Source organism: Pseudodesulfovibrio karagichevae, from assembly GCF_041414475.1.
Lineage (GTDB): Bacteria > Desulfobacterota > Desulfovibrionia > Desulfovibrionales > Desulfovibrionaceae > Pseudodesulfovibrio > Pseudodesulfovibrio karagichevae.
In genome coordinates, this window is record NZ_JBGLYH010000028.1 from 15,104 (window position 1) to 40,811 (window position 25,708).

Annotated in this window: 23 protein-coding genes; 8 read left to right on the forward strand and 15 right to left on the reverse strand. The window is 65.4% G+C overall.

The window, feature by feature from the left end:
• Positions 1 to 134 precede the first annotated feature (134 nt).
• On the reverse strand, positions 135 to 755 hold the full coding sequence (gene lepB / locus AB6M95_RS10875) for a signal peptidase I (protein WP_371386775.1): 621 nt from the start codon (positions 753 to 755) through the stop codon (positions 135 to 137).
• 24 nt (positions 756 to 779) lie between these two features.
• A complete protein-coding gene (gene lepA, locus AB6M95_RS10880) occupies positions 780 to 2,585 on the reverse strand; it encodes a translation elongation factor 4 (protein WP_371386776.1) in 1,806 nt (601 codons plus the stop codon).
• 358 nt (positions 2,586 to 2,943) lie between these two features.
• On the opposite strand from lepA, the gene cfa reads away from it, so the two are divergent.
• Positions 2,944 to 4,098: a cyclopropane fatty acyl phospholipid synthase gene (cfa, locus tag AB6M95_RS10885; RefSeq protein ID WP_371386777.1), complete on the forward strand. Its 1,155-nt coding sequence runs from the start codon at positions 2,944 to 2,946 to the stop codon at positions 4,096 to 4,098.
• Positions 4,099 to 4,223: 125 nt separating this feature from the next.
• Here the strand turns inward: cfa and AB6M95_RS10890 are convergent, their stop codons facing one another.
• The 6 genes from AB6M95_RS10890 to AB6M95_RS10915 all read right to left on the reverse strand — a co-directional run bounded on the left by AB6M95_RS10890 (position 4,224) and on the right by AB6M95_RS10915 (position 8,792).
• Positions 4,224 to 4,358: a DUF3096 domain-containing protein gene (locus tag AB6M95_RS10890; RefSeq protein WP_371386778.1), complete on the reverse strand. Its 135-nt coding sequence runs from the start codon at positions 4,356 to 4,358 to the stop codon at positions 4,224 to 4,226.
• A gap of 114 nt (positions 4,359 to 4,472) precedes the next feature.
• Positions 4,473 to 4,676 (reverse strand): hypothetical protein, encoded by a 204-nt coding sequence (locus AB6M95_RS10895; RefSeq protein ID WP_371386779.1) that lies wholly within the window; start codon positions 4,674 to 4,676, stop codon positions 4,473 to 4,475.
• Positions 4,677 to 4,708: 32 nt separating this feature from the next.
• Entirely contained in the window at positions 4,709 to 4,873 is a 165-nt protein-coding gene (locus AB6M95_RS10900) for a DUF1328 domain-containing protein (protein ID WP_371386780.1), read from the reverse strand.
• A gap of 49 nt (positions 4,874 to 4,922) precedes the next feature.
• A complete protein-coding gene (locus AB6M95_RS10905; RefSeq protein ID WP_371386781.1) occupies positions 4,923 to 5,207 on the reverse strand; it encodes a sll1863 family stress response protein in 285 nt (94 codons plus the stop codon).
• 227 nt (positions 5,208 to 5,434) lie between these two features.
• The gene (locus AB6M95_RS10910) at positions 5,435 to 8,134 is read right to left on the reverse strand and encodes an ATP-binding protein (protein WP_371386782.1); all 2,700 of its coding nucleotides are present in this window, start codon (positions 8,132 to 8,134) and stop codon (positions 5,435 to 5,437) included.
• Between the two features lie 169 nt (positions 8,135 to 8,303).
• Entirely contained in the window at positions 8,304 to 8,792 is a 489-nt protein-coding gene (locus AB6M95_RS10915) for a PocR ligand-binding domain-containing protein (protein ID WP_371386783.1), read from the reverse strand.
• Between the two features lie 146 nt (positions 8,793 to 8,938).
• Between AB6M95_RS10915 and AB6M95_RS10920 the strand changes: the two genes are divergently transcribed.
• The 4 genes from AB6M95_RS10920 to sppA all read left to right on the forward strand — a co-directional run bounded on the left by AB6M95_RS10920 (position 8,939) and on the right by sppA (position 12,503).
• Positions 8,939 to 9,814 carry a YitT family protein gene (locus AB6M95_RS10920; protein WP_371386784.1) on the forward strand — a complete coding sequence of 292 codons (876 nt, stop codon included), beginning with the start codon at positions 8,939 to 8,941 and terminating at the stop codon, positions 9,812 to 9,814.
• A complete protein-coding gene (locus AB6M95_RS10925; RefSeq protein ID WP_371386785.1) occupies positions 9,815 to 10,636 on the forward strand; it encodes an SAM hydrolase/SAM-dependent halogenase family protein in 822 nt (273 codons plus the stop codon).
• Between the two features lie 4 nt (positions 10,637 to 10,640).
• Positions 10,641 to 11,369, forward strand: coding sequence for an adenosylcobinamide-GDP ribazoletransferase (locus AB6M95_RS10930; RefSeq protein WP_371386786.1), 729 nt, complete (start codon positions 10,641 to 10,643; stop codon positions 11,367 to 11,369).
• A 147-nt stretch (positions 11,370 to 11,516) separates the two neighbouring features.
• Complete coding sequence (gene sppA, locus AB6M95_RS10935) at positions 11,517 to 12,503, forward strand: signal peptide peptidase SppA (protein ID WP_371386787.1); 987 nt, start codon at positions 11,517 to 11,519, stop codon at positions 12,501 to 12,503.
• An 87-nt stretch (positions 12,504 to 12,590) separates the two neighbouring features.
• Here the strand turns inward: sppA and AB6M95_RS10940 are convergent, their stop codons facing one another.
• From AB6M95_RS10940 to AB6M95_RS10960, 5 genes are read right to left on the reverse strand one after another with little or no spacing between them, the layout of a single operon-like run.
• A complete protein-coding gene (locus AB6M95_RS10940; RefSeq protein WP_371386788.1) occupies positions 12,591 to 13,703 on the reverse strand; it encodes an ABC transporter permease in 1,113 nt (370 codons plus the stop codon).
• 5 nt (positions 13,704 to 13,708) lie between these two features.
• Complete coding sequence (locus AB6M95_RS10945; RefSeq protein ID WP_371386789.1) at positions 13,709 to 14,848, reverse strand: ABC transporter permease; 1,140 nt, start codon at positions 14,846 to 14,848, stop codon at positions 13,709 to 13,711.
• Between the two features lie 2 nt (positions 14,849 to 14,850).
• Positions 14,851 to 16,590, reverse strand: a complete 1,740-nt coding sequence (locus AB6M95_RS10950) for an ATP-binding cassette domain-containing protein (RefSeq protein WP_371386790.1) — start codon at positions 16,588 to 16,590, stop codon at positions 14,851 to 14,853.
• 8 nt (positions 16,591 to 16,598) lie between these two features.
• Entirely contained in the window at positions 16,599 to 17,621 is a 1,023-nt protein-coding gene (locus AB6M95_RS10955; RefSeq protein WP_371386791.1) for an HlyD family secretion protein, read from the reverse strand.
• Between the two features lie 59 nt (positions 17,622 to 17,680).
• Positions 17,681 to 18,178, reverse strand: coding sequence for a MarR family winged helix-turn-helix transcriptional regulator (locus AB6M95_RS10960; RefSeq protein ID WP_371386792.1), 498 nt, complete (start codon positions 18,176 to 18,178; stop codon positions 17,681 to 17,683).
• 152 nt (positions 18,179 to 18,330) lie between these two features.
• Between AB6M95_RS10960 and AB6M95_RS10965 the strand changes: the two genes are divergently transcribed.
• Entirely contained in the window at positions 18,331 to 19,521 is a 1,191-nt protein-coding gene (locus AB6M95_RS10965; RefSeq protein WP_371386793.1) for a pyridoxal phosphate-dependent aminotransferase, read from the forward strand.
• Between the two features lie 464 nt (positions 19,522 to 19,985).
• On the opposite strand, the gene AB6M95_RS10970 is transcribed toward AB6M95_RS10965, so the two are convergent.
• Positions 19,986 to 21,872 (reverse strand): methyl-accepting chemotaxis protein, encoded by a 1,887-nt coding sequence (locus tag AB6M95_RS10970; RefSeq protein ID WP_371386794.1) that lies wholly within the window; start codon positions 21,870 to 21,872, stop codon positions 19,986 to 19,988.
• 521 nt (positions 21,873 to 22,393) lie between these two features.
• Between AB6M95_RS10970 and AB6M95_RS10975 the strand changes: the two genes are divergently transcribed.
• Entirely contained in the window at positions 22,394 to 23,146 is a 753-nt protein-coding gene (locus tag AB6M95_RS10975) for a substrate-binding periplasmic protein (RefSeq protein WP_371386795.1), read from the forward strand.
• A gap of 62 nt (positions 23,147 to 23,208) precedes the next feature.
• Here AB6M95_RS10975 and ilvD read toward each other — a convergent pair whose 3' ends face one another.
• Complete coding sequence (gene ilvD / locus AB6M95_RS10980; protein ID WP_371386796.1) at positions 23,209 to 24,870, reverse strand: dihydroxy-acid dehydratase; 1,662 nt, start codon at positions 24,868 to 24,870, stop codon at positions 23,209 to 23,211.
• A gap of 166 nt (positions 24,871 to 25,036) precedes the next feature.
• Here ilvD and AB6M95_RS10985 point away from each other — a divergent pair, with 166 nt between their 5' ends.
• Positions 25,037 to 25,708, forward strand: a complete 672-nt coding sequence (locus tag AB6M95_RS10985; RefSeq protein WP_371386797.1) for a DUF6946 family protein — start codon at positions 25,037 to 25,039, stop codon at positions 25,706 to 25,708.

Consider the following 25,708-nt stretch of genomic DNA (forward strand, 5'->3'; position numbering starts at 1 on the left):
GAACCATCCCGCCCTTCGGTCACCCCGATCGCCCCCCGGATAGCACCGGAACCGAAAAAAGCAAGCACCGGCTGTATCTTGCACAAAAAAGCCGCTCCGAAGAGCGGCTTTTTCATTCCGTATTTCGCAGGCCCCTAGTTCAGCAGGGTGCCGATGCGGTTGAAGCGGATGTCGGTCAGGGAGCCCCAGGACCAGTAGATGACCAGGGCCTTGCCCACGATCTTGGAGCGCTTGACCGGGCCCCACCAGCGGGAGTCGTAGGAGCCCTCGCGGTTGTCGCCCATGACGAAGTACTCGCCCTGCGGGACGACCACCGGGCCGAAGTTGTCGCGCACGGGCAGGGTGTCGGCCTTGGTGTGCAGCACGTACGGCTCGTCCAGGGCCTGGCCGTTGATGTAGACCACCTTGTTGCGCACCTCCAGGGTCTCGCCCGGCAGGCCGATGACGCGCTTGATGAAGTCCTTGGTCTCGTCCTCCGGGAACAGGAAGACGACGATGTCGCCGCGCTTGGGGTCGCCGGTCTTCATCAGCACCTTGCCGTCCGTGGTGTCGAGCCAGATGTCGGACGGCAGGCGCACGTCGTAGGCGAACTTGGAGACCAGCAGGTGATCGCCGATCTGAAGCGTCTCGAGCATGGACCCGGACGGGATCTTGAAGGCCTGAACGATGAAGGCGCGGATGACGAAGGCCAGGAGCAGGGCCACCACGATGGCCTCGAGGGTATCACGAAATGATTTGAGAGAGCTTTGAGTCATGGGATTCCTTGTTGGGAGGGCCGACTAATCCTCGTCGGCTTTCAGTACGGACAGGAACGCTTCCTGGGGGATTTCCACGTTGCCCATGCGGCGCATGCGCTTCTTTCCCTCCTTCTGCTTTTCCAACAACTTGCGCTTCCGGGTGATGTCGCCGCCGTAACACTTGGCGGTGACGTCCTTGCGGAAGGGAGCATTGCGTTCCTTGGCAACGATCTTGTTGCCGATGGCGGCCTGAATGACCACCTCGAACATCTGGCGCGGTATGCTGCGCTTGAGTTTGAGCGCGAGCGAGCGGCCGATGCGGGCGGAGTTCTCACGGTGCACGATGCAGGAGAAGGCGTCCACGGGGTCGCCGTTGATCAGGATGTCCAGCCGGACCAGGTCCGCCTCGCGGTAGTCGATGACCTCGTAGTCGAGGGAGGCGTACCCCTTGGTGGAGGATTTCAGCTTGTCGAAGAAGTCGTACATGACCTCGGCGAACGGGATCTCGTAGGTGATGACCACGCGCGTGGAGGTGATGTAGGCGATGTTCTTCTGGATGCCCCGTTTTTCCTCGCACAGGGCCAGGACCGCGCCCACGAACTCGTTGGGCACGTGCACCTCCAGGCGCACGTAGGGCTCGCGGATGGCCTTGATGCGGGTCGGGTCCGGCAGCTTGGACGGGTTGTCGATGACCAGGTCCTCGCCGGTCACGGTGGTGACCTTGTAGATGACCGACGGGGCCGTGGTGATCAGCCGGGCCTCGAACTCGCGTTCGAGCCGCTCCTGGATGATCTCGATATGCAGAAGCCCCAGGAAGCCGCAGCGGAACCCGAAGCCGAGGGCCTGGGAGGTCTCGGGCTCGTAGGTGAAGGCCGCGTCGTTGAGCTGGAGCTTTTCGAGCGCCTGCTTGAGGGTCTCGTATTCGGCGGGCTCCACCGGGTACAGGCCGGAGAAGACCATGGGCTTGACCGGCTTGAAGCCGGGATACGGCTTGTCCACCGGGTTGTCGGCCAGGGTGATGGTGTCGCCCACGGGCGCGTCGCCGAGCTCCTTCATGGAGGCGCACAGAAAGCCGACCTCGCCGGGCCCCATATCCTTGATGTCCTTGGCCTCGGGCATGAACGCGCCCAGCCGGGTGACCTCGAAGGACTTGCCGCTCGAGAATATCCTGATCCGGTTGCCCTTCTTCAGCGTGCCGTCGATGATCCGGAAGAGGACCACCACGCCCTGGTAGGAGTCGTACCAGGAGTCGAAGATGAGCGCCTTGAGGGGCGCGTCCGGGTCGCCCTTGGGCGGCGGCAGCAGGTGGACGACCGCGTCCAGAACCTCCTGGACGTTCAGGCCGGTCTTGGCCGAGACCATGATCGGATTGGAGCAGTCCAGGCCGATGACCTCCTCGATCTCCTTGCCGATGCGCTCGGGGTCGGCGCTGGGCAGGTCGATCTTGTTCAGCACCGGGATGACCTCGAGGTCGTTGTCCAGGGCCAGGTACACGTTGGCCAGGGTCTGGGCCTCCACGCCCTGGGTGGAGTCCACCACCAGGAGCGCGCCCTCGCAGGCGGCCAGGGACCGCGAGACCTCGTAGGAGAAGTCCACGTGGCCCGGCGTGTCGATGAGGTTGAGGATGTATTTGGTCCCGTCGCGGTCGGTGTACGGGATGCGCACGGTCTGCGCCTTGATGGTGATGCCGCGCTCTCGCTCCAGCTCCATCTTGTCCAGGTACTGGTCCTTTTTCTCGCGGTCGCCGACCATGCCGGTGATCTCGAGAATGCGGTCGGCCAGCGTCGACTTGCCGTGGTCGATGTGGGCGATGATGCTGAAATTGCGTATTTTATCGATCTTACTCATGATTTCCATTCGTAATGGGAATTTTCCGCCGGGCAGGGGACAAGACCCCGTCTACCGGGCGCCGGAATGGTCTTGTAAGGCATTTGCCCCCGGCTGTCCAATATATATGGCCCAAGGAGGCCGGACGGCAAGCGGCGCGGGTGATTCGCCCGGCTTTGCCCGCCCGGACCGGCCCGGATCGGCCTGAATAAAACCGGAAGTATCATGTTTTTTCAGACACATTGGAGAGTAGTCATTTTTTCCGCCCTCCCCCTCTTGTTCCAGGCCTGGCATAGTGTTACGTAGGCCATAAACGCGAAAAACGTGCCCGGAGCGCGGGAGGGATGGAGCCGGGCACCCTGTGCAAGGAGTCTTCGAGATGTCTGCAAGCAGAGCGATATTGTCCGACCTGCTGGCCGAGGCCGGCGTGGCCGTGAACGGAAGCGACCCGTGGGATATCCGGGTCCAGGACGAACGCCTTTTCCACGACATCCTGCTCAGGAAGAACCTGGGCCTGGGCGAGGGATACATGCGCGGCTGGTGGAACTGCGAGCGCGTGGACGAGTTCATCTGCCGGGTGCTCAGGACCGGCACGGAGAACCGGGTGCGCGACTCCTGGCGGCTCATCGCCAAGGCGCTGCCCTCCCTGGTCTGCAACCTGCAAAACCTGTCGCGCGCCAAACAGGTGGCCGAGCGCCACTACGACCTGGGCAACGACCTGTTCCAGGGGTTCCTGGACCCCCACCTGCAATACAGCTGCGCCTACTACAAGGGCATGAACGGCTGCCCCGAAACCCAGAGCGACGAGGAGGTCTCCCGCGATCTGGAGCGGGCGCAGGAGGCCAAGATGCGGCTCATCTGCGACAAGCTGGAGCTTTCGCCCGGCGACCGGGTCCTGGACATCGGCTGCGGCTGGGGCGGGCTGGCCCGATTCATGGCCGAGGAGCGCGGCTGCTCCGTGGTGGGCGTGAACATCTCCAAACAGCAGATCGCCTTTGCACGCGAGTTCTGCGCGGGCCTTCCGGTGGAAATCCGCGAAACGGACTACCGGCTCCTGGACGAGCCCTTCGATAAAATAGTCTCGGTCGGCATGTTCGAGCACGTGGGCCCCAAGAACTACCCGGCCTTCATGCGCACCGTGGACCGCTGCCTCAAGCCGGACGGCCTGTTCCTGCTGCACACCATCGGCAGCAACACCTCGGGCCCGGGCCTGGACCCGTGGATCGCCACCTACATCTTCCCCAACGGCTGCCTCCCGTCCATCGCCGAGGTCTCCAAGGCCGCGGAAAAGCACTTCGTCCTGGAAGACCTGCACAACTTCGGCCCCTACTACGACCGCACCCTGATGAGCTGGCTGCGCAACTTCCGCCACGCCTGGCCGAGCCTGCGCGACAAATACGGCGACCGCTTCAAACGCATGTGGGAGTATTACTTACAATCCTGCGCCGGAGCCTTCCGGGCCAGGGACATCCAACTCTGGCAGTTCGTGTTCAGCCCGATTGGAAGAGAACAGCCGGAGTGCCGGTGGGGGTAGGCGTCACCAGACAAGCCGCGTGCGAAAGCGCCGCTTGCTCCCTTCGACATAAGAGGCCTTCCCCTCATAACAAAAAAGGGCCCCCTTCCGTGGAAGGGGGCCCTTTCGATTGATATGGGGCTGTCCTAGTGCATCAATCCGAGCACGCCGAATATGATCAGGTAGACGGCCACGATGTAGTTGAGGAGCTTGGGCATTACCAGGATCAGGATGCCCGCTATCAGGGCGAGGATCGGTTGCAGGGCCACGTTCAGTTCCATGTTCGGCCTCCTTGTGGTTGCCGGCCGGGTTGTCGAGGTAGGCCGGACGGGGCGCCGATTTCGGCGCCCCGCCGCAGCCGCTTATCGTCTATGCGGGATGTCGGGGCCGGAGCGCTACTTGTCCACGGCGTCCTCGACCTTGTCCCCGGCATCCTCGATTTTGTCGCCGGCGTTCTCCAGAGCGTCGCCCGCCTTTTCCATGGTCTGGTCGATCTGCTTGCCCGCCTTCTCGGCCGGGCCTTCGTTCTGGCAGCCGAAGGCGACCGTGACAAAACCCAGCAGCAGGGCCACGTAGATGAATTTCTTGAATATTGCCATTGATGTCTCCTTTTTTGTGTTGGAGTTTTGCTTTAGCGGGGCCTGCGGCGTCCCATGATCAATGAGACCACGAACGCGACCAGGAAGATGAAGAACAGGATCTTGGCGATGCCCGCCGCGGCGGCCGAGATGCCGCCGAAGCCCAGAACGCCCGCAATCAAAGCGATGATCAGAAAGGTCAATGTCATAGAGAGCATGGAGCCTCCTTGAATATCCGAAAAACCGGCGCTCGCCCGCCGGGGATGGCTAGAATCGTTCCTTGGCGGACTGGATGGACTCTTCCAAAATGTCCCAGGCGCCCTGGATGCCGATTTTGAGGTCCTGCCACGCGCTTTCGCCCGCCTGCCGGAACTCGGCGAGCCGGGCCTCGGCCTCTTCCCGCCGCGTCTCCAGCTTCCGGACCTCGTCCTCGTACCGGAGCCGCAGGTCGGCCTTCGCCCCACGGCCCTTGGCCTCCAGCCGGGATATCTCGGCATTGAGCTCGTCCAGCTTGGCCTTCATCTTTTGGATGTATTCATCGCGAGTCGACATGAATAATAACTCCTTCATGTTTTCCATTCATACGCATTGTTCAATCCACACCGCACTGCCATAATAATACACGAAAAATGGAATCGGTCAAACAACGGCCGCAATCATTGCCGACAACGACTCCATACGGCGTCCGGCAAAACGGCGGCATCCACCTTTTGTGACGATGGAAAACGGGGAACAATCCCGAACAAGGGAATGCGGGCGGATACGGTACAGACAGCCTGCTATCGCAGGCCGCCCGTCACCTTGCGCAGGGCCGCTTCGAGGTCGCGCTGCTCGAACGGCTTGATCAGGTACTCGTCCATGCCCGCTTCAAGGGCGCGGTTGCGGTCCTGGCGGGCGGCGTGGGCCGAGAGGCCGATGATGGGGATGGTCGCCACATGGGAGAATTCCCGGGCGATGCGGATGGCGTGGGTGGCGTCCAGGCCGTTCAACAGCGGCATCTGGACGTCCATGAGCACGGCGTCGAAGGATTGGCCGCGCAGCAGGGTCAGGCACTCCTGGCCGTTTTCGGCCTCGACCACGGTATGGCCCATGCGCTCCAGGAGGCGGCGGGCCATGACCCGGTTGACGCGCTCGTCCTCCACCAGGAGCAGCCGCAGGGAGCGGCTCTCGGCGGCGCCGGGGGCGGCGTCGGCCTCGACGGCGGCTCCGGCGTGCTCGCCCACCACCAGGAAGAAGCGGATGGACGTGCCCTTGCCCGGCTCGCTCTCCACCTCGCAGTTGCCGCCCATGAGGTCCACCAGCTTGCGCACGATGGGCAGGCCCAGGCCCGTGCCCTGGTAGGTCCGGGTCAGGGAGCCGTCCACCTGGGCGAACGGGGCGAAGATGCGCGAGAGGTCCATCTCGGCTATGCCGATGCCGGTGTCGCGCACGGTGAAGAGCAGCCGCTTGCGGCCGGGCTCGGGATGCCACAGCTCGCAGGCCTCCACGGTGATGGCCCCACGGTCCGTGAACTTGACCGCGTTGCCCACCAGGTTGAAGAAGATCTGGCGGATGCGCCCGGCGTCCCCCAGGTAGTGTTTCCGGGCCGAGGGGTCGATGTCCGCCCTGAGCTCCAGGGCCTTGTCGCCCGCCTGGAGCTTGAAGAAGTCGAGGCTCTCCTCCACCAGCCCGGCCAGGTCGAAGGGGGCCTCGCGGATGTCCAGCTTGCCTGCCTGTATCTTGCTGAAATCGAGCAGGTCGTTGAGCACGCGCAGGAGGTTGCGCGAGGAGTGCAGGGCGGTGTCCACGTAGTCCCGCTGCTCGTCGTTCAGGCCCGAGGTCTGCATGAGCTGGAGCATGCCCATGACCCCGTTGAGCGGGGTGCGCACCTCGTGGCTGATGTTGGCGATGAATTCGTCCTTGACCCGGTTGGCTGTCTCGGCCGCCTCCTTGGCCTTGACCAGCCGCTCCTCGAACAGCTTGCGGTCGTTGATGTCCGTATGCGTGCCGACCACGCGCAGGGCGCGCCCGTCGCGGGTCCACTCGATGGCCTTGCCCCGGGCCATCACCCAGGTCCAGCCCCCTTCGCTGTTGCGCAGCCGGAACTCGATGCGGAACTCCTCGCCGGACTGAACGTGGGTGGTGACCACGTCCGCGGCCCTGTCCCGGTCGTCGGGATGGAGCAGTTCGAGCCAGGATTCGTAGGCGGGCGGGAAGGCCCCCGGTTCATAGCCGAGCATGGTGTAGTAGCCGGGGCTGAAATAGACATTGTCGTTCTCCAAGGACCAGTCCCACAGTCCGTCGCTGGTGGCCTCCAGGGACGTCTGCAGCCGCTCCTCACTCTCCCGCAGCCCGATCCGGGCCCGGCGCAGGCGCGATACGTAGGCCAGGAGCAGAAAGACCAGGACGGCCAGGACGACCAGCGTGCCCATTCCCAGGGGGAGCCCCAGTCTGTGCGCCCTCCACAGGGAGCCCGGCTGGTTCAGGATCCGGCTGTCCTCGGGCAGGTCGTCCGGGTCAATGTGGAACCGCTTGAGCACGCGGTAGTCGAAGACATAGCGGTTGGCCTCGGTGCCCTCGACCACCGGGATGTCCCGGACCGGCGTTCCGCCCAGGATGTCCAGGGCCATGCTCGCGGCCCGGCGGCCCTGGTCGAAATGGGATACGATCTTGCCGCCGATGGCACCCAGCCCCAGGCCGTGTTCCCACAGGTCGTAGACCGGGACCGCCGTATTGCCCAGGATGCGCTTGAGCCCTTCCTCGAAGGGCACGGGCTCGCCCGCCGCGTCGCGGTAGGCGGAGAGCAGGAGGAGGGCGTCCTCCGGGCCCAGGGCGCGGGTCCGTCCGGCCAGCTCGGCCCAGGTCAGGTCGGTCAGGGACAGGACGGCCAGTTTGCGGTCCGGAAACAGGGGCCGCTTGGACAGATAGGTCAGCAGGTCCGCCCCGCCGCTCGGGGTCCCGTCCACCACGGCGTAGACGGTCCGCACCTTCGGTTGCAGCCGGAAGATGACCCGCAGGGTCCCCTCCATGGAGACCGCCTCGATGACCCCGGTAAAATTGTCGTCGTGCCCCTGGGCATGGGCCAGAACCTGATCGTTGACCCCGAAGAAAACCACCGGGACGTCCGGGAACAGGTCCTTCCGGTTGGCCACGGCGAAGCGCAGCGCGTTGTCGTCGGCGGTCAGGATGATGTCGTAGCGGGGCAGGCGGGCCAGCTTGTCGGCGAGCATGGCGCGGAAGGCGCGGGTGTTTTCGGGCGAACCGAACCGCTTGGAGTCCATGTACTCCACGTCCAGGCCCACGCCCGCCGGATCGAAGACCGATTCAATGCCCTCTATCTGACGGAAAAAGGTCGGAAAACCGGGATGGTAGGAGCTGATAAGCAGGGCCTGCGGACCGGCCCAGGCGGGCGCGGCCCAGATCGGGCTGGCAAGGCACAGGACGAACAGGCACGCGAGAACGGCCCCGAGGACCGCGGCCACGCCAGGGAACACCCGCACATTCTCCTTCACCCCATCACCCCCTCGCGCTTTACCGCCGCATCATCTCCCCTTAGCCACGGCCCGTCTTGCTGAGCAATTATATCTTTCGGGCTCCGCCCGCCCCGGTCGCGTCCGGCGAATAAGGTAAAGCCACCTTGAGGCGGCTTGGAAAAAACGCCCGAACCGGCTAGGTCAGCAGCGCCTCCAGCCGTTTCGTGATGAAGGCCTGGATCTCGGCCAGCCGGGCCTCGTCGGCCGCGTGCACGGTCTTGACCCGCTCGGCGATGGCCGCCTCGTCCAGGCTGCTCATCATGCCGATGGTGAACGCGTCCACCTCCTCGTCGGCAGGCACCAGCCCGCAGCCGCCCACGGCGCCCACGACCTCGCCCTTGACCACCACGGGCACGCTGACCCGGACCATGCCCGCGTCGCAGTACTCGACGAACGGCTCACCCTTCTGCATCAGCCGGGTGAACATCTGCCCGGCCGTGGCGCAGATGGCCCCGAACCCCTTCTCGTCGTTGCGGATGGCCCGGCACAGGTCGTTGCCCCAGGTGTTGCCGAGCAGCCGGTGGCCCTCGCCGTCCGTGATGTCCGCGTTCAGTCCGAAACGGTCGTGCAGTTCCCGCTGCAAAGCGGCCAGGTCCTCTTCCGAAATCAAATCCTTGAGCGTCATGTGGAGCACTTCCCTCGACTGGTGTTGTTGGGCAAAAGCCCCAATCCGTTTACCGGTAATCGCGCCGCCGCGCAAGGGCGCGGGCCGGAAGGATTTTGGTTTGCAGCCCGGCCGAAAACCGCTAGAACATGTGGCGGAGATCGACTATGACCAACACGTTCAAGGACACACTGCGCGGCATGACCTTCGGGGTGCCGTGGAACCTCGCCATGCTCACCCTGGGCTCCTTTCTCATCGCCTTCTCGGTCAAGGCCATCGCCGTGCCCCACGGCCTGCTCACGGGCGGCATATCCGGCATCTCGCTGCTGTGCTACTACGCCTTCGGCGGGCTGACCACGGGCCAGTGGTACTTCGCCCTGAACCTGCCCGTGTTCGTCCTCGGCTGGGTCTTCGTCAGCAAACGATTCTTCTTCTATTCCCTGTACGGCATGGTCGCCTCGTCCGTGTTCATCGACGCCATCCCCTACGCCCTGCACATGAAGGACATCTGGCTGGCGGTCATCACCGGCGGCGGGATCATGGGCGCGGGCGTGGGCATCGCCCTGCGCTCGCTCGGCTCCACCGGCGGGTCCGACATCCTGGCCGTGATCTGCAAGGAAAAGTTCAACATGTCCATGGGCGCCTTCGAGTTCTGGTTCAACATGCTCGGCTTCGTGGCCGGGTTCGTCTACCTGGACATGAACATCGTCTTCTACTCCATCGCCATGACCTTCGTCATCGCCTTCGGCATCGAGTACGTGCTCGGCATGTTCTCCGAGCGCAAGATGGTCATGATCGTCTCGGACCACCACGCCGCCATCAACGCGGCCATCCTGACCGACCTGGACCGGGGCGTGACCATCCTGGAGGGCACGGGCGGGTACACCGGCGAACCGCGCAAAGTGGTCATGACCATGATCTCGTCCATGCAGCTCAAGGAGCTGGAGGAGGTGGTCTACAACATCGACCCGGACGCGTTCTTCATCATGGGCTCGGGCTTCCACGTCCAGGGCCAGGGGTTCTCGTCGAGGAAGGTCTACTAGATGATCCTCTCCGCCAGAAAGAAGACGCCCCCGCCCCGTACCATCGGGCTGATCACGGACTTCGGCCTGACCGACCCCTACGTGGGCCAGGTCAAGGCGGTCCTGGCGCGCAAGGCCCCCAAATGCCCGGTGGTGGACATCTCCCACCACGTGGCTCCGTTCAACGTGGCCCAGGCCGGGTTCTTCCTGGCCGCCAGCTACGAACATTTCCCGAACGACGCGGTCATCCTGTCCGTGGTCGACCCCGGCGTGGGCACGGATCGGCGCATCGTCTGCCTGGAGATCGGCAACCGGCGGCTGGTGGCCCCGGACAACGGGCTGCTCACCCTGGCCCTGAACCGCGCCTGGTCCGAGGTGCGCGCCTACGACCTGTCCAGGGCCATGGACGCGCCCAAGAAGGTCTCCCACACCTTCCACGCCCGGGACGTGTTCGCCCCGCTGGCCGCCTGGCTCGCCCTGGGTGGCGGGCTGGAGGGATTCGGCAGGGAGCTGGACCCGGCGGACCTGGTCACGCAGACCTGGTCGCGCCCGGAGATCGGTGACCACAGGGTCCTCGGCCACGTGGTCCACATCGACCGCTTCGGCAACTGCGTGCTCAACCTGGAGGCGGGCTGCCTGGGCGCGCCCAGGGGGCTGCGCATGGAATCCCCGTCGGGCGGCCCCCTGGCCTACGCGGCCAAGTACGCGGACATGCCCGAGGGCGAACCCGGCCTGCTCGAAGGCAGCCAGGGGTTCCTGGAACTGGCCGTAAACCAGCGGTCCGCCGCGAAACGATTCGGACTGTCCATGGGCGACGCCGTGGAAATGTCCTGGGAGGCGTAATCCGATGCGCGACTTTTTCGATACCCTCGGCTTCCTGACCCGGCTGGCACCGGCGCGGGTCATCCCGGAATCGGCCATGAACCGGTGCATGCGCTGGATGCCCCTGGTCGGGCTGGTCCTCGGCCTGCTCATCGTCCTGCCGCTTTGGCTCGGCCTGTTCGCCGCCTCCCCGTGGGTCCAGGCGTGGCTCATGGTCGCGGCCTCCATCTACCTGACGCGCGGCCTGCACATGGACGGCCTGGCCGACGTGTGCGACGCGGTGACCACGCACACCGACCCCGAGCGGTTCTGGGTGGTGGTCAAGGACAGCCGCACCGGCGCCTTCGGGGCCATGGGGCTGGTCATGGCCCTGACCGGACAGGTCATCCTGTTCCACGCCATGCTCGCCCGGGGCGAGTACTGGGCCGCAGCCTGGGCGTTCGTCCTGGGCCGGGCGGCCGCGGTCTGGCTCGGCTACCACGTGCGCCATCTGGTCCGCCCCGGCCTGGGCAAGCTGTACATCGACGGGGCCACCCTGGGCGTGGCGCTGGCGGCCACCCTGTTGACCTTCGCGGCCGGCTGGATCATGGCCGGACTGCCCGCCACCCTGACCTCCACGGTCATCGCCACCCTGGTCCTGCTCGGCCTGTTCCGGCTGGCGGAAAAGGTGGGCGGGGCCAACGGCGACTTCCTGGGCTGCGCCGTGATCCTCGGCGAGCTGGCCGCCGGGCTGGGCTTCGCCCTGGTCATGTAGCCCCGCGCGGCGAGTCGCCGGAAAGGCCCGCCCCACGTCATATTTCTCAATGGAAATAGAGAGATGGGTGGCAAAACCGATCTCCACTTGGCAAGAATCCCCGGCCCCGGTAGGATGCTCCCATAAACCGACATCCCGGAGGATTTCATGCCGAACCGACTCCCGTCCATATCCGCCCTGCTGCTCGCCCTGTTCCTGCTGCTGCCGGGCTGCGCCCCCAAAATCAAGATATTCGCCTCCCAGGCCACCGAACCGCTCAAGGAATACGTGGTCGACGGCGAGGGCGCGGGCAAGATTGCGCTCATCCACCTGCACGGCTTCCTGTCCACCGAACCGGCCCAGGGCATGCTCCGCTCCCAGCCGAGCGCCGTGCAGGAGATGGTCAACGACCTCAAGCTGGCCGAGGCCGACAAGGACGTCGGGGCCGTGGTCGTGGCCATCGACTCGCCCGGCGGGACCACCACCGCCTCGGACGTGCTCTACCATGAGCTGACCGACTTCAAGAAACGCACCGGCAAGCCCGTGGTCGTGTCCATGTTCGACGTGGCCGCCTCGGGCGGCTACTACGCGGCCCTGCCCGCCGACTGGATCGTGGCCCACCCGACGACCATCACCGGGTCCGTGGGCGTGGTCTTCATGCGGCCCAAGTTAAGCGGCCTCATGGACAAGGTCGGCGTGGGCGTCGAGGTCTCCAAGTCCGGCCGCGACAAGGATATGGGCTCGCCCTTCAGGCCCACCACTGAAGAGGAAAAAGCCTTGTTCCAAGGCATCATAGACGACATGGCCGCGCGCTTCTACTCCCTGGTCCAGGCTCGCCGCCACCTGACCCCGGCCAACCTCGAAACGGTCAAGACGGCGCGGGTGTTCACCGCGAGTCAGGCCCTGTCCATCGGCCTCATCGACCAGATCGGCTATATCCAGGACGCCTTCGCCAAGGCCCGCTCCATGGCCCGCCTGGACCCGAACTGCAAGGTGGTCACCTACCGCCGCGACCTCTACCCCGACGACAACCCGTACAACACCCTGGACGCCGCCGAGCCGTTCAAGCCGAGCCTGCTCGGCGTGGACGCGAGCTTCATCCTGCCCCCCCGGGCGGGCTTCTGCTACGTCTGGGAAGGCGGGGTCACGCGCTAAACCGCACCCGGCACGGACACATCGAGGCCCCGGCTCCACATGGAGCCGGGGCCTTGTCGTTGCGTTATCGACGAGCCGCGCGGACGGTCAATAGATGCGGTTGCGGAACATGACCACGGCCAGGGCCATGCAGGCCAGCCCGATCAGGGCCAGGGGCCATATCTGCATGAGCAGCACGTAGGTCGGGGAGTTCTCGATGAACACGCCCCGGATCAGGACCAGGACGTAGCGCAGGGGGTTGACCAGGGTGATCCACTGGACCACCCGGCTCATGTTCTCGATGGGCGTGGCGAACCCGGACAGGAGCACGGACGGCATCAGGAACAGGAAGGAGCCGAGCAGGGCCTGCTGCATGGTCACGGAGAGCGACGAGATCATCAGCCCCACGCCCACGGCCGCGAAGATGAAGAAGAACAGCCCGAGGTAGAGCATCCCGACGTTGCCCCGCAGCGGCACCTCGAACCAGTAGACCGCGACCAGCATGATCAGCGAGGCCTCGAACAGGCCGATGATCAACCCCGGCGCGGCCTTGCCGATGAGGATGCCGATGGGCGACAGCGGCGTGACCAGCACCTGGTCGAAGGTCCCGTGCTCGCGCTCGCGGGCCACGGACAGGGCGGTCACCAGCAGGGTCACCACCATGGCGATGACCCCGACGATGCCGGGCACGAAGAAGTTCCGGCTGATGGCGTTCTCGTTGTAGTAGATGCGCGAGACCAGGATGGACGGGCTGGCCCGGCCCGCCCTGGACAGGCGCATGGTGTTGTACTGGCCGACCACGTTGCTCAGGTAGTTGCCGATGATCCCGGCGGTGTTGGAGTTGCGCCCGTCGAGCAGGGCCTGCACCGGCGCGCTGCGGCCCGCTTTCAGGTCCTTGGCGAAGTTCTGCCCGATGCGCAGGACGAAACGCACCTTGCGGCTGTCGATCATGTCCCGGATGACGGACTCGCCCCGGATTTCGCCCACCAGGTGGAAGTACGGGGACCCGGACACCCCGGACAAGAACTCCCGGGACTCGGCGGACCGGCTGAGGTCCTCGAAGGCGTAGGGGATGTCGGTCAGGTCGAAGGTGGCCGCGTAGCCGAACAGGATCAGCTGGATGATCGGCGGGCCGATGACCACGATGCGGCTCTTGGGGTCCTTGAGCAGGGCCAGGAACTCCTTGACGATCAGGGCGAGGATGCGGCGGACGCTCTCCATGGGGCTCACTCCAGGCTCTTGCGTGTCTTGCGGAAGGCCAGGGTCATGAAGACCAGGGCCAGGACGACCAGTCCCGCGAGGTTGGGCAGCAGGACCGAGGCGACGTTGCCCGCCAGGAACAGCGTCTGGACGATGTTCACGAAATACTTGGCCGGGACGATGTAGGACAGCACCTGGATGAAGATCGGCGTGCTGCTCAGCTCGAAGATGAACCCGGACAGGAAGAACGACGGCAGGAAGGCGGCCAGCAGGGCGATCTGCCCGGCCACGAACTGGTTCTTGGCCGTGGACGAGATGAACAGGCCGAGCCCCAGGGTCCCGGTCATGAACACGCCTCCCAGCAGCAGGAGCAGGACCAGGGAGCCCCGAAACGGGACGTTGAACAGGAACACGGCCATGACGATGCACAGGACCAGGCCGCCCATGCCGAGAATGAAATAGGGGATCAGTTTGCCCAGGACGATCTCCAGCCGCCTGACCGGGGTGACCAGCAACGCCTCCATGGTCCCCCGCTCCCACTCCCTGGCCATGACCATGGCGGTCAGCAGCGTGCCGATCAGGGTCATGATGATGGCCATGAGGCCGGGCACCAGGAAATTCTCGCTGCGGATGGCCTCGTTGAACCAGATGCGCTGCTTCAGGTCCACCAGGCCGACCCGCGTCAGGTTCTTCGCCCCGGGCAGGGTCTCCGAGACCCCGGCCAGCCAGCGGTTCCAGGTCATGGTCACGTAGCCGAGGACCTGCAGGGCCCGGTTGGAGTCCACCCCGTTGACGATCAGCTGCACCGGGGCCTGGCCGCCGGTCATCAGGCGGCGGGTGAAATCCGACTGCAACCGGATGACCGCGTCCACCTCCCTGTCGAGCAGCATCTGCCGCGCCTCCTCCCAGGAGGTCGTGGGCACCATGCCGAAATACTCGGAATGGCGGAAGCGGGCCAGCAGGGACGAGGCCGTGGGGTCGGGCTTGTCCATGACGAAGGCCACGGGCAGCTGCTTGGGGTCCAGGCTGATGCCGTAGCCGAAGAGCAGGAGCATGACGATGGGAATGACGAAGGCCAGGGCGATGCTCGACGGGTCCCGGACGATCTGCAGCCACTCCTTGGCGAGCAGGGCGCGCAGGCGGGTGTAGTTGATTCGGCCGCTCATGGTCATGCCCCCTTCTGCCGCGCCCGCTGCTCTTCCACGAGCGCGATGAACGCCTTCTCGATGGTCGCGTCGCCGTCGGTCCCGGCGTGCCTGCGGATCTCGTCCGGGGTGCCCTGGGCCAGCAGCTCCCCGGCCATCATGATCAGCATGCGGTCGCAGTACTCGGCCTCCTCCATGAAGTGGGTGGTGACCACCACGGTCACGCCCTGCTCGGCCAGGGAGTTGATCCGGGCCCAGAACTGCCGCCGGGCCAGGGGGTCCACGCCGGAGGTGGGCTCGTCCAGAAAGAGGATGTCGGGCTCGTGCATCAGGGCGCAGGCCAGGGACAACCGCTGGCGGAAGCCGAAGGGCAACTCCCCGGACGTGGTCTCGGCCTGCCCGGCCAGATCCAGTTCGTTCAGGGCCCATTGCACCCGCTCCTCGCGATGGGAGCCGGACAGCCCGTAGACCTTGCTGAAGAAATTCAGGTTCTCGCGCACGGAGAGCTGGCCGTACAGGGAGAACTTCTGGGCCATGTAGCCGAGGTTCTTGCGCGCCTTGGCCGCGGCCCGGCGCAGGTTCAGCCCGCCCACCTCCAGGGTCCCGCCCGTGGCGGGCAGCAGGCCGCAGAGCATGCGGAAGGTGGTCGACTTGCCCGCCCCGTTGGGCCCGAGCAGGCCGAAGATCTCCCCCCGCCGGACCGAGAAAGTCAGCCCCTTGACCGCGTAGAAGTCGCCGAACCGCCGCTCCAGGCCGTTGACGCTGAGGGCTTCGCCGTCGTCGCCGCCGCGCACCCTGGACACCTTCAGGGCCGGGGCGTCCGCCTGGGTCTCCCGGTTGAGCAGGAGCATGAAGCCGTCCTCGAAGATGGGATCGACGGCCTGCGGGTCCTCGGCCCCGGCCTCGCGGAACAGGGACTGCGGCATGACCTCGTCCCGGGTGACCACGCGGATGCGGCCCGATTCCAGGGTGGCGTCGGCGATACCCGGCTTCCCGAACAGGCGGCTCTGGACCACGCGCGGGGTGGTATCGGGCGTGACCCGCCAGGTCCGGCCCCGCGCCCGCTCGACAAAGGCGTCCGGTGCGCCCTGCCCGATCAGCTCGCCGTCCTGGAGGATGAAAACCTGGTCGCAGCGGGCCGCCTCGTCCAGGTAGGCGGTGCTGACGAGCACGGTGATGTCGTCCTTGCGCACCAGGGTGTCCACGATGGACCACAGCTCGCGCCGCGAAAGGGGGTCCACGCCCACGGTGGGCTCGTCGAGAAGCAGAAAGCGCGGCGTCTTGAGCAGGGAGCAGGCCAGGCCGAGCTTCTGCTTCATGCCGCCGGAGAGCCGCCCGGCCAGCCGCTTGGTGAACGGGGCCAGGTTGGTCATCTCCATCAGGGACTGGTAGCGCTCGCCGCGTTCCTGCCGCCCCACCCCCTGCAGGTCCGCGTAGAGGTCGAGGTTTTCCTGCACGGTCAAATCCTCGTACAGGCCGAACCGCTGGGGCATGTAGCCGATGGCCGACTGGATGTCCTGGGCCCGGCCGATGGAGTCCATGCCGAGCACGGTCACGCTGCCCTCGTCCGGGGCCATGATCCCGGTGGCCAGGCGGATGAGCGTGGTCTTGCCCGCGCCGTCCGGACCGAGCAGGGCGTTGACGCTGCCGTGCTCAAGCGCGAACGAGACGCCCCGCAGGGCCTCCACCCGGCCCTTGCCCCGCTTGAAGGACTTGCGCAACCCCTTGATCTCCAGGGGCAGGGAACCGCTTGTTTCCGGCATGTCCCCGCCTAGTTCCCGTCGGCGGGCTGCGCGGCGGAATCGGCCTGGGGTTCGAAATGGACCGTGACCGGCATGCCCAGCCGGAGCACGTTTTCGAGGTCATGGACGTTCAGGCGGACCTCGTAGACCAGGGAGGTGCGCAGCTCGGGCGTCTCCACGGACCGGGGCGTGAACTCGGCGGTGGACGAGATGAACCCCACCCAGCCCTCGAACCGCCTGTCGGGCCAGGAGTCGGCCGTCGCGTAGCCGCGCATGCCCGGCTTGAGCAGGCCGAGCTTGTCCTCGGGCACATAGGCCCTGACCCACTTGGGGTCCATGACGCCCAGGGTGAAGACCGGGCTCTGGGGAGAGGCCATGTCGCCGGGCTCCAGGTTGCGGCTGCGGACCACGGCCTTGGTGGGCGCATAGAGCTTGCTCTCGGCCAGCTGCACGTTGAGCACGTCCAGGTCGGCCTCAAGCTTGTTCAGGGAGGCCTTGGCCGAGGCGATCTCCTCCCAGCGGGCCCCCTTCTCCATGAGGATGCGGTTCTGCACCGCCACCTGGTATTTGGCCCTGGCCACGTCGTACTGGGCGCGGGCGTCGTCCAGGTCCTGCTGCGCGTTGGCCCCGCTCTTGAGCAGCCGCGACTGCCTATCGAAGGTCCGCTTGGTCAGATTCTGTTCGGCCAGGGCCTGCCGCTCCTCGGCCAGGGCCTGTTGGATCTCCTCGGGCCGGGACCCGTTCTCCAGCTGGATGACCACGTACTTCTGGGCGTCGGCCCCGGCCTGGACGGCCTTGATCTGGGCCTCCAGCCGCTGGGTCTGCAGCCGGGCCAGCTCCTGGCCCTGCTCGACCACGTCGCCTTCCTCCACCAGGACGTTTTGGATCCGCTCGCTGTCCTTGAAGGCCAGGTTGACCTGGCGGATGTCCACGTTGCCGTAGAGCACCAGCGGGCCCGTGTCCGCGCATTCGGGGCAAAACATCCTGTACGCCCAGTAGCCGCCTCCCCCGAGGAGGACCACGGCCAAGATGATTATGACGATCCTACGCATACCGTAATGACTTCCTGTTGTTGTGGTGCAAGGCTTCGCAGCCTCCCTCCCTTATCGCATCAAGCGCCGCCGAGGGGAAACAATTTTTCAATCAGCCTTCTGAACTCGTCTTTTTCACCGCCGCTCAAGGGCGAAAGCGTCCGCTCCATGAGTTCAAGGCATTCGGGCAGGGCCCGCTCCACCAGGGCGGCCCCCTTCTCGGTCAGGGCGATGACGGTCTGCCGCTTGTCGCGCTCGTCCGGCTCCCGGGAGACCAGCCCCTGGCCTTCCAGCCCCCGGATCAGCCCGGACATGGTCGCCCGGGTGATGCCCTGCTCCCGCGCCAGCTCCGAGGGCAGGGCCCGCCAGACCTCCCTGCGCCGCAGGAGCATGAGCACGATCCAGCGGCCGTGGCTCAGACCGTGCTCGGCGAGCACCCGGTCCAGCTGCAACAGGCATTCGCTGCCCAGCGCCAGGAGCCGGACGAATATCTGCACCCCGTTCGCGTCGACGTGCGGCAGTACGGCCCGGAACCGGGCGATCATCGCCTCGTCGGGAAAGTCCTTCAGGTAAAACATGACCTCATATTAGTTAGGCGGCTAATCATTGTCAAGGGGGCTGCGGACAACGGCGGCGGGGCCCGCCTGTGGCTTGCCGGCCATCGCGTATTGCAAGTGGCCGGGGGTTGTCGTAGGGTCGTGGCTTCACCCGAATTCCAAGGAGTTTTCCCATGCAGCTTATTTCCACCCAGATAGCGGGGTACATGGAGCGGTCCTCCTGGATCCGCAAGATGTTCGAGGAGGGCATTGCCCTGAAGAAACAGTTCGGCGAGGACGCGGTCTGCGACTTCAGCCTGGGCAACCCGGACCTGCCGCCGCCGCCCGCCATCAAGGAGGGACTCCTGGAGCTGGCCGAACAGGCCGACAAACCGTTCTTCATGGGCTACATGCCCAACTTCGGTTATCCCGACGTGCGCGAAAAGCTCGCCGCCGAGGTCTCCAAGGAACAGGGCACGCCGGTGACCGCCGACTGCCTGGTCATCACCTGCGGCGCGGCGGGTGCGCTCAACTCGTTCTTCCGGGCCGTGCTCGAACCCGGCGACGAGGTCATCAGCCCGGCACCGTTCTTCGTGGAGTACACCTTCTACTGCGAAAACCACGGCGCGAAACTCGTCACCGTCCCGGCCAAGCCCCTGACCTTCCAGCTCGACCTGGAGGCCATGGACAAGGCCGTCACCGACAAGACCCGCGTGGTCATGCTCAACTCGCCCAACAACCCGTCGGGCGCGGTCTACGACAAGGCGTCCCTGGAAGGACTGGCCGCCATTCTCGAAAAGCACAACGCGGGACGCGAACGGCCCATCTACATCCTGGCCGACGAACCCTACCGGTTCCTGGCCTTCGACGGCGTGGACGTGCCCAGCCTGCTGCCCCTCTACGAGTACACCGTGGTCTGCTCGTCCTTCTCCAAGAACCTGTCCATGGCCGGCGAACGCATCGGCTACGCCCTGGTCAACCCGGCCATGGAAGGCAAGGCCGCCCTGGTCGGGGCCATCACCCTGACCAACCGCATCCTCGGCTTCGTCAACGCCCCGGCCCTGGCCCAGAAACTCATGGCCCGCGCCCTCGGCTCGGGCGTGGACATCTCCGTCTACGACCGCCGCCGCAAGGCCATGGCCGAAGTCCTCGACTACGCGGGCTACGAATATACCATGCCCAAAGGCGCGTTCTACTTCTTCCCCAAAGCGCCCGGCGGCGACGACGTCAAGTTCTGCGCCGCGCTCCAGGAAGAAAAAGTCCTGGCCGTGCCCGGCTCCGGCTTCGGCTACCCCGGCTTCTTCCGCCTGTCCTTCTCCGTGGAAGACAAAATCATCCCCCGCTCCAAACAAGGCTTCGCCGCCGCCCTGGCCAAGTTCAAATAATTGGCCGCCTGATATAATGAAAAGGAGTGGCCGCGCTGCGCGCAGCCACTCCTTTTTTTTGCCTCCGGCGGCCGGGGGAAGGGGAGGGAAAACCCTTTGGAAAGGGTTGTTTCCTCCCCTTCTCCCGGCCCCCCATCCCCTCCTTTTCCTAAACTTTTTGTGCCGCTTCGCGGAGGGTGGGAGCGCGAGAAGTCGGGGCTCTTATACCCTCAGTCCAAGACGCCGACTTCTCGATACTCCTTAATACGCGTCCGCCCAGGCGGCGTAGGCAACCGTCCCCCCTGCCCGCCTCCCCTTCGCCGCAGGCGACACAAAAAGTTTGGGAGGGTCCAGGGAACCCTTTTCAAAGGGTTCCTGGCGGGGTCCGGGGCAGCGCCCCGGCCGCCGGAGGCATCCCCCTCTCGCGCACGCGAAAGGCGCGCCCCGTTGTCGGGGCGCGCCTGATATGCGGAAGGTTTTCGAAATCAGAACTTTTCGAAGTCGCCTTCGTCGCTCCCGCCGTCGCCGGTCAGGGCCGAGGCCGGGGTGCGGGTGACCACCGGGCGCCTGGGCGTCCGGGCCGGTCCGGCGCTTCGGCGCAGCTTGAAGTAGCTGACGGTCTGCTGCAGTTGAACGGCCTGTCCCGAGAGTTCCTCGGAGGTGGAGGAGGTCTCTTCGGAGGCCGCGGCGTTCTGTTGGATGACGCGGTCGAGTTCCATGGTGGCGGTATTGATGTCGGTCGCGCCGGAGTTCTGTTCCTGGGTGGAGGCGGTGATCTCCTGGATGAGTTCCGAGGTCTTCTGGATGTCCGGGACGAGCCGTTCGAGCATCTTCCCGGCCCGGTTGGCCACGTCCATGCTCGAGACGGACAGCTCGCTGATTTCGTTGGCGGCGATGCCGGACCGTTCGGCGAGCTTGCGCACCTCGGCGGCGACGACGGCGAAGCCCTTGCCGTGTTCGCCGGCGCGGGCAGCCTCGATGGCGGCGTTGAGGGCCAGGAGGTTGGTCTGGCGGGCGATGTCCTCGACGATGGAGATCTTTTCGGCGATGTGGCCCATGGCTTCGACCGCTTCGGCCACGGCCTCGCCGCCTTCCCGGGCATCCCTGGCGGCCTGGGCGGCCAGGGATTCCGTGGCCTTGGCGTTGGATGCGGTGGTTTCGATGCTGGCGCTGATCTGTTCGATGGCGCTGGACAGGCGTTCCACGCCGCCGGCCTGGGCGGTGGCTCCCTGGGCCAGGGCCTCGGCCGTGGCGGACAGCTCCTCGGCCCCGGAGGCCACGTTTTCACTGCCCGACTGGATGTCCTCGACCACCTCGCCGATGCTGGCGACCATGGCTTCGAAGGAATCGCGCAAGCGGGCCAGTTCGCCGGAGTACCGGCCGGACAAGTCCACGGACAGATCGCCCCGGCTGACCTGTTCCGACTTTTCGACGATGACGCCGAGCGGCCTGGACACGAGGTTGCGGATGATGACGAAGACCAGGCCGAGTATGACGATCAGAGCCACGCCGCCCCCGACGATCAGGCGGTATTGGAGTTGCGTGGCCTCATGCAGGAAGTCGGACCGTTCGGCGGTCAAAGCCACGATCCAGCCGGTGCGCTTGACCTGGCCGAAGGCCATGTACTTGATGGCGCCCTTCCATTCGTACTCGAGGAAACCGTTCTTTTCGCGCAGCCCCTCCCGGATGAAGCTCGTATCGCTCAGGTCCTTGAATATCAGGGAGGAATCCGGGTGGGCCAGGATCTTGCCCCTGTCGTCGTACATGTAGCAGTAGCCGCCCTCGCCGACCTTGATCGGGGCGAGATAATTGGAAAACGCCTCGCCCTGGACGGACATGCCCACGTAGCCGACGGTCTTGCCGTCGCGCTTGACGGCGCGGACGAAGGCGATCCTCGGCTTGTTGGTGGCCGGGGACAGGGTCACTTCGGAGATGTATTCGTCCTTGCCGTCGGTCATGATGGCCTTATAGTAGGGCCGCGAGCTGTAGTCCTTACCCCGGCCGCCCTCGTTGGTGGTGACCACGCTGACGCCCTTGGCGTCGTGCACGAACAGGGATTCCAGCATGGGGTCCTGGGCCTTGGCCTTTTGCAGCCAGGCCTCGGCCCGTTGCCAGTCGCCGTCCGAGGCGGCCTCGACGACCTCATCCGAAGAGGCGGCCAGGCCGAGGAAGCGCATCCGGTCCTCGATCCACCCGTCCAGGGTGGCGGTGACGCTGCGCGTGTTCTGGCTCAGGGTCTTGTTGACGATGGAAAGGGTCAGACCCTTGGTTCCGAAGGATACCGAGACAAGGAAAAAGACGACCAGGGCGAGCATCAGCAGGGCCAACACGGCAACCAACCGTTGCCCGATTCCTATGTTCGAAAGCGTCATAGCCTCCCTCCATTTTTTATAGTCCTTGCTGTTCTATACGCATACTTGCGGCATATTCACCACAACATCTCTCATAACCGACCAACTTTTATAAAGATTCGTCAATTTCGATATAGAGGCTGAGAATTAAAACGCACGTTTCATGAGGCCCGGTCGAGGTTAAAAAATTTTGTCCCGCCACCCCCTTCCGGCGGGAAAGTCCAAATTCTTGTACCCCCCGCCCTTCCGGCGGCGTTGAAACACACAACCAATTTGTGTACGTAATACGTTGTAATATAATGAATAAAAAAATATCTGTGCAAGACCCAAGGCTTTGGCACGATCGGTGCTATAAGGAAAGCATCTTCCTTCTTTTGCACCGAGAAAGTCACAGGCCTCCGCAAGGAGGCCTTTCTCGTTTTGGGAAGGGCTATTTCCCGCCACTGTATTTTACGGATGCGGAAAACCGGCTTTCCTGCTATCAGGCGTCCATGAACTGGTTGTCACGCTTTTTCACGGCTATTTTCCTCGTTTTTTCCCTCTTGGCGCTTCCAGACCCGGTCCGGGCTGCCGTTTCGGCCGACCTCCGGGTGCTGGCCGAGCCCAACGGCCGGGCGGTCCAGACTCGGAACGGCGGACTGGACGGATGGGCGGTGGCGATCGTGCGCGGGATCATGGACCGGACGCACTGCAAGGCGGCCATCGAGGCCATGCCGTGGGCGCGGGCCTACGACATCGCCCTGGCGAGGCCCGGCGTGGTCCTGTTCCCCACCACCCGGACCGAGGAGCGCGACCCGCACTTCCACTGGGTGGGGCCGATCTTCCGGGTGCACTGGTGCTTCCTGGCCCGCAGGGGGTCCGGCATCGCCATCCACAGCCTGGACGACGCCCGCAAGGTCGGGTCCATCGGCACCTATTTCGGCGACGCGCGGGACCGCTATCTCGCCGGACTGGGGTTCACCAACCTGCAACGGGCGGCGAGCGACGCGACCAACTACCGCAAGCTGGAATACGGGCGGCTGGACCTCATCGTGGGCAGCGACACCGGGGTGGCGGCCATGGCCGACGCGGCCGGGATCGACCCGGACAGCTTCGAGTCGGTCTTCCCGCTCAAGGAGGTGGACCTGTACGTGGCCCTGTCGCGCGACACCGCTCCCGGCACCGTGGAGGCCTGGCAGCGGGCCTTCCGGGCCATGCGCGACGACGGGACCCTGGCCGCCATCCTGAGCCAGTGGTATCCCGGCGTAAAGCCGCCCCTGGACGAGCGGCTCCCGTGGCGCGACAAGAAGAACTGAGCACGAAAAAAGCCGGTCCGGGCAACCCCGAACCGGCTTCTTCTTTGGCGTAACGCGCCGGATTACTTCTCGTAGACCGCGCCGCGCGAGGCCGAGGTGACCAGCTTGGCGTAGCGCCGCAGGAACGGCGACGTGATCTCCTTGACCACGGGCTTTTGGGTCTTCCTGCGCTCCTCGAGCTCGGCTTCGTCGACCAGCAGGTTGATCTTGCGGGCCGGGATGTCGATCTCGATCCTGTCGCCCTCGCGGATCAGCCCCACCGGGCCGCCCGCCGCGGCTTCGGGCGAGACGTGGCCGATGGCCGCGCCGCGCGTGCCGCCGGAGAACCGGCCGTCGGTGATCAGCGCCACGGACTCGCCCAGCCCCATGCCGGAAATGGCCGAGGTCGGGGTGAGCATCTCGCGCATGCCAGGTCCGCCCTTGGGGCCTTCGTAGAGGATCACGACCACGTCGCCGGGCTTGATCTCGTTGCCCAGGATAGCTTCCACGCCCTCCTCCTCGCTGTTGAAGACCCGCGCGGTGCCGGTGTTGCGCATCATCTCGGGGGCCACGGCGGACTGCTTCACGCAGCACCCTTCCGGCGCGATGTTGCCGTACAGGATGGCGATGCCGCCCTCGTTGGAATAGGGGTTGTCGATGGGCCGGACGATCTCGTGGTTGGTCACCCTGGCGTCCAGGTCCTTGAGGTTCTCGCCCAGCGTCTTGCCGGTGACGGTCATGACGTCGAGGTTGAGCAGGTCCTTCTTGACCAGTTCGCTCATGACGCCGGGGATGCCGCCGGACTCGTCCAGGTCCTGCATGTAGTGCGGACCGGCCGGGGCCAGCTTGCACAGGTTGGGCGTCTTCATGCTGATTTCGTTGAACATCTGAAGCGAAAGATCGAGACCGGCCTCGGCGAACAGGGCGGGCAGGTGCAGGGTGGTGTTGGTCGAACAGCCCAGGGCCATGTCCATGGTCACCGCGTTGTGCACGGACTTCTCGGTGACGATGTCGCGCGGCCGGATGTCGCGCTCGAGCATTTCCATGACCTGCATGCCCGCCTTCTTGGCCAGGCGGATGCGGGCGGACATGACCGCCGGGATGGTGCCGTTGCCGGGCAGGGCCAGGCCGATGGACTCGGCCATGCAGTTCATGGAGTTGGCCGTGAACATGCCCGCGCACGAGCCGCAGGTGGGGCAGGCGCCCGCCGTGTATTCCTCCAGCTCCTCCTCGGTCATCTTGCCCGCGCGGACCTTGCCCACGCCCTCGAACACGGTGATCAGGTCCGAGGTCTTCTTGTGGCCGGCCAGCATGGGGCCGCCGGACACGAGCACGGCCGGGATGTTCAGCCGGAGCATGGCCATGAGCATGCCGGGCACGATCTTGTCGCAGTTGGGGATGCAGACGATGGCGTCGAACGGGTGCGCCGTGGCCATGATCTCCACCGAGTCGGCGATGATCTCGCGGCTGGGCAGGGACATCTTCATGCCCTCGTGGTTCATGGCCAGGCCGTCGCACACGCCGATGGCCGGAAATTCGAGCGGGGTGCCGCCCGCCATGCGGATGCCCGCCTTCACGGCTTCGGCGATGGTATCCAGATGCACGTGACCGGGGATGATCTCGTTCTGGGCGTTGCATACGCCGATCAGCGGCCTGTCCATCTCTTCCTTGGACAACCCGCTCGCATACAGCAGCGAACGGTGCGGGGCCTTCTCCAATCCACCAGTCATCTTCTTGCTACGCATCACAATACCTCTCGGGTTACGGAAATTCGGGCAGTCAGTTCACTACCGATAAGGGCGGCCTGTCAACTTTTTTAACCGCCCGCCGTTTTTTTCCGTGCGTTTCTGCGCGCCCATGCGTCTATAATGGTATGCAGGCTGCCACTGTTTCCCCCAAGGAGCGCACACAATGCATCGGATTTACAAGCCCACCCACTCCCCCGAAGACTGGCGCGAGTTCCTGGCGTCCCCCGACAAACAATGGAAAGCCGGTTACTCGGCCAAGGAGCTGGCCTATGCCTGGGAGTCCGCCGACGGCTGGCCGCCCGAGGTGGCCGCGCTGCTCAAGAGCGACCCCGACTTCGCCGATCTGGAGATGACCCTGGCCATCCCCGAACACAAGGTCCCCCTGCCGGGCCCCGGCAATCCGTCGCAGAACGACCTCTTCGTCCTGGCCGGGAACGGGTCCGGGCCGGTGGCGATCATGGTCGAGGGCAAGGCGGCCGAACCCTTCGGCCAGCCGCTGGGCCAGTGGCGGCGGAACGCCTCGGACGGCAAACGGCGGCGTCTCGGCCACCTCCAGGCGCTCCTCGGCCTGCCGGGCACCCTGCCGGATTCGGTGCGCTACCAACTGCTGCACCGCGCGGCCTCGGCGCTCATCGAGGCGCGGCGCTTCCACGCCCGGGCCGCGATCATGCTGGTCCACTCCTTCAGCCCCACCCGCCAGTGGTTCAACGACTTCGCCACCTTCCTGGACCTCTTCGGCGTCAACGCCAAGCCCGGCCAGCTCCACCGCCTCTCCACGGACACCCACGTCCCCCTGTACGCGGGCTGGGCCACGGGCAGGCCCGCCGCGCCGTGA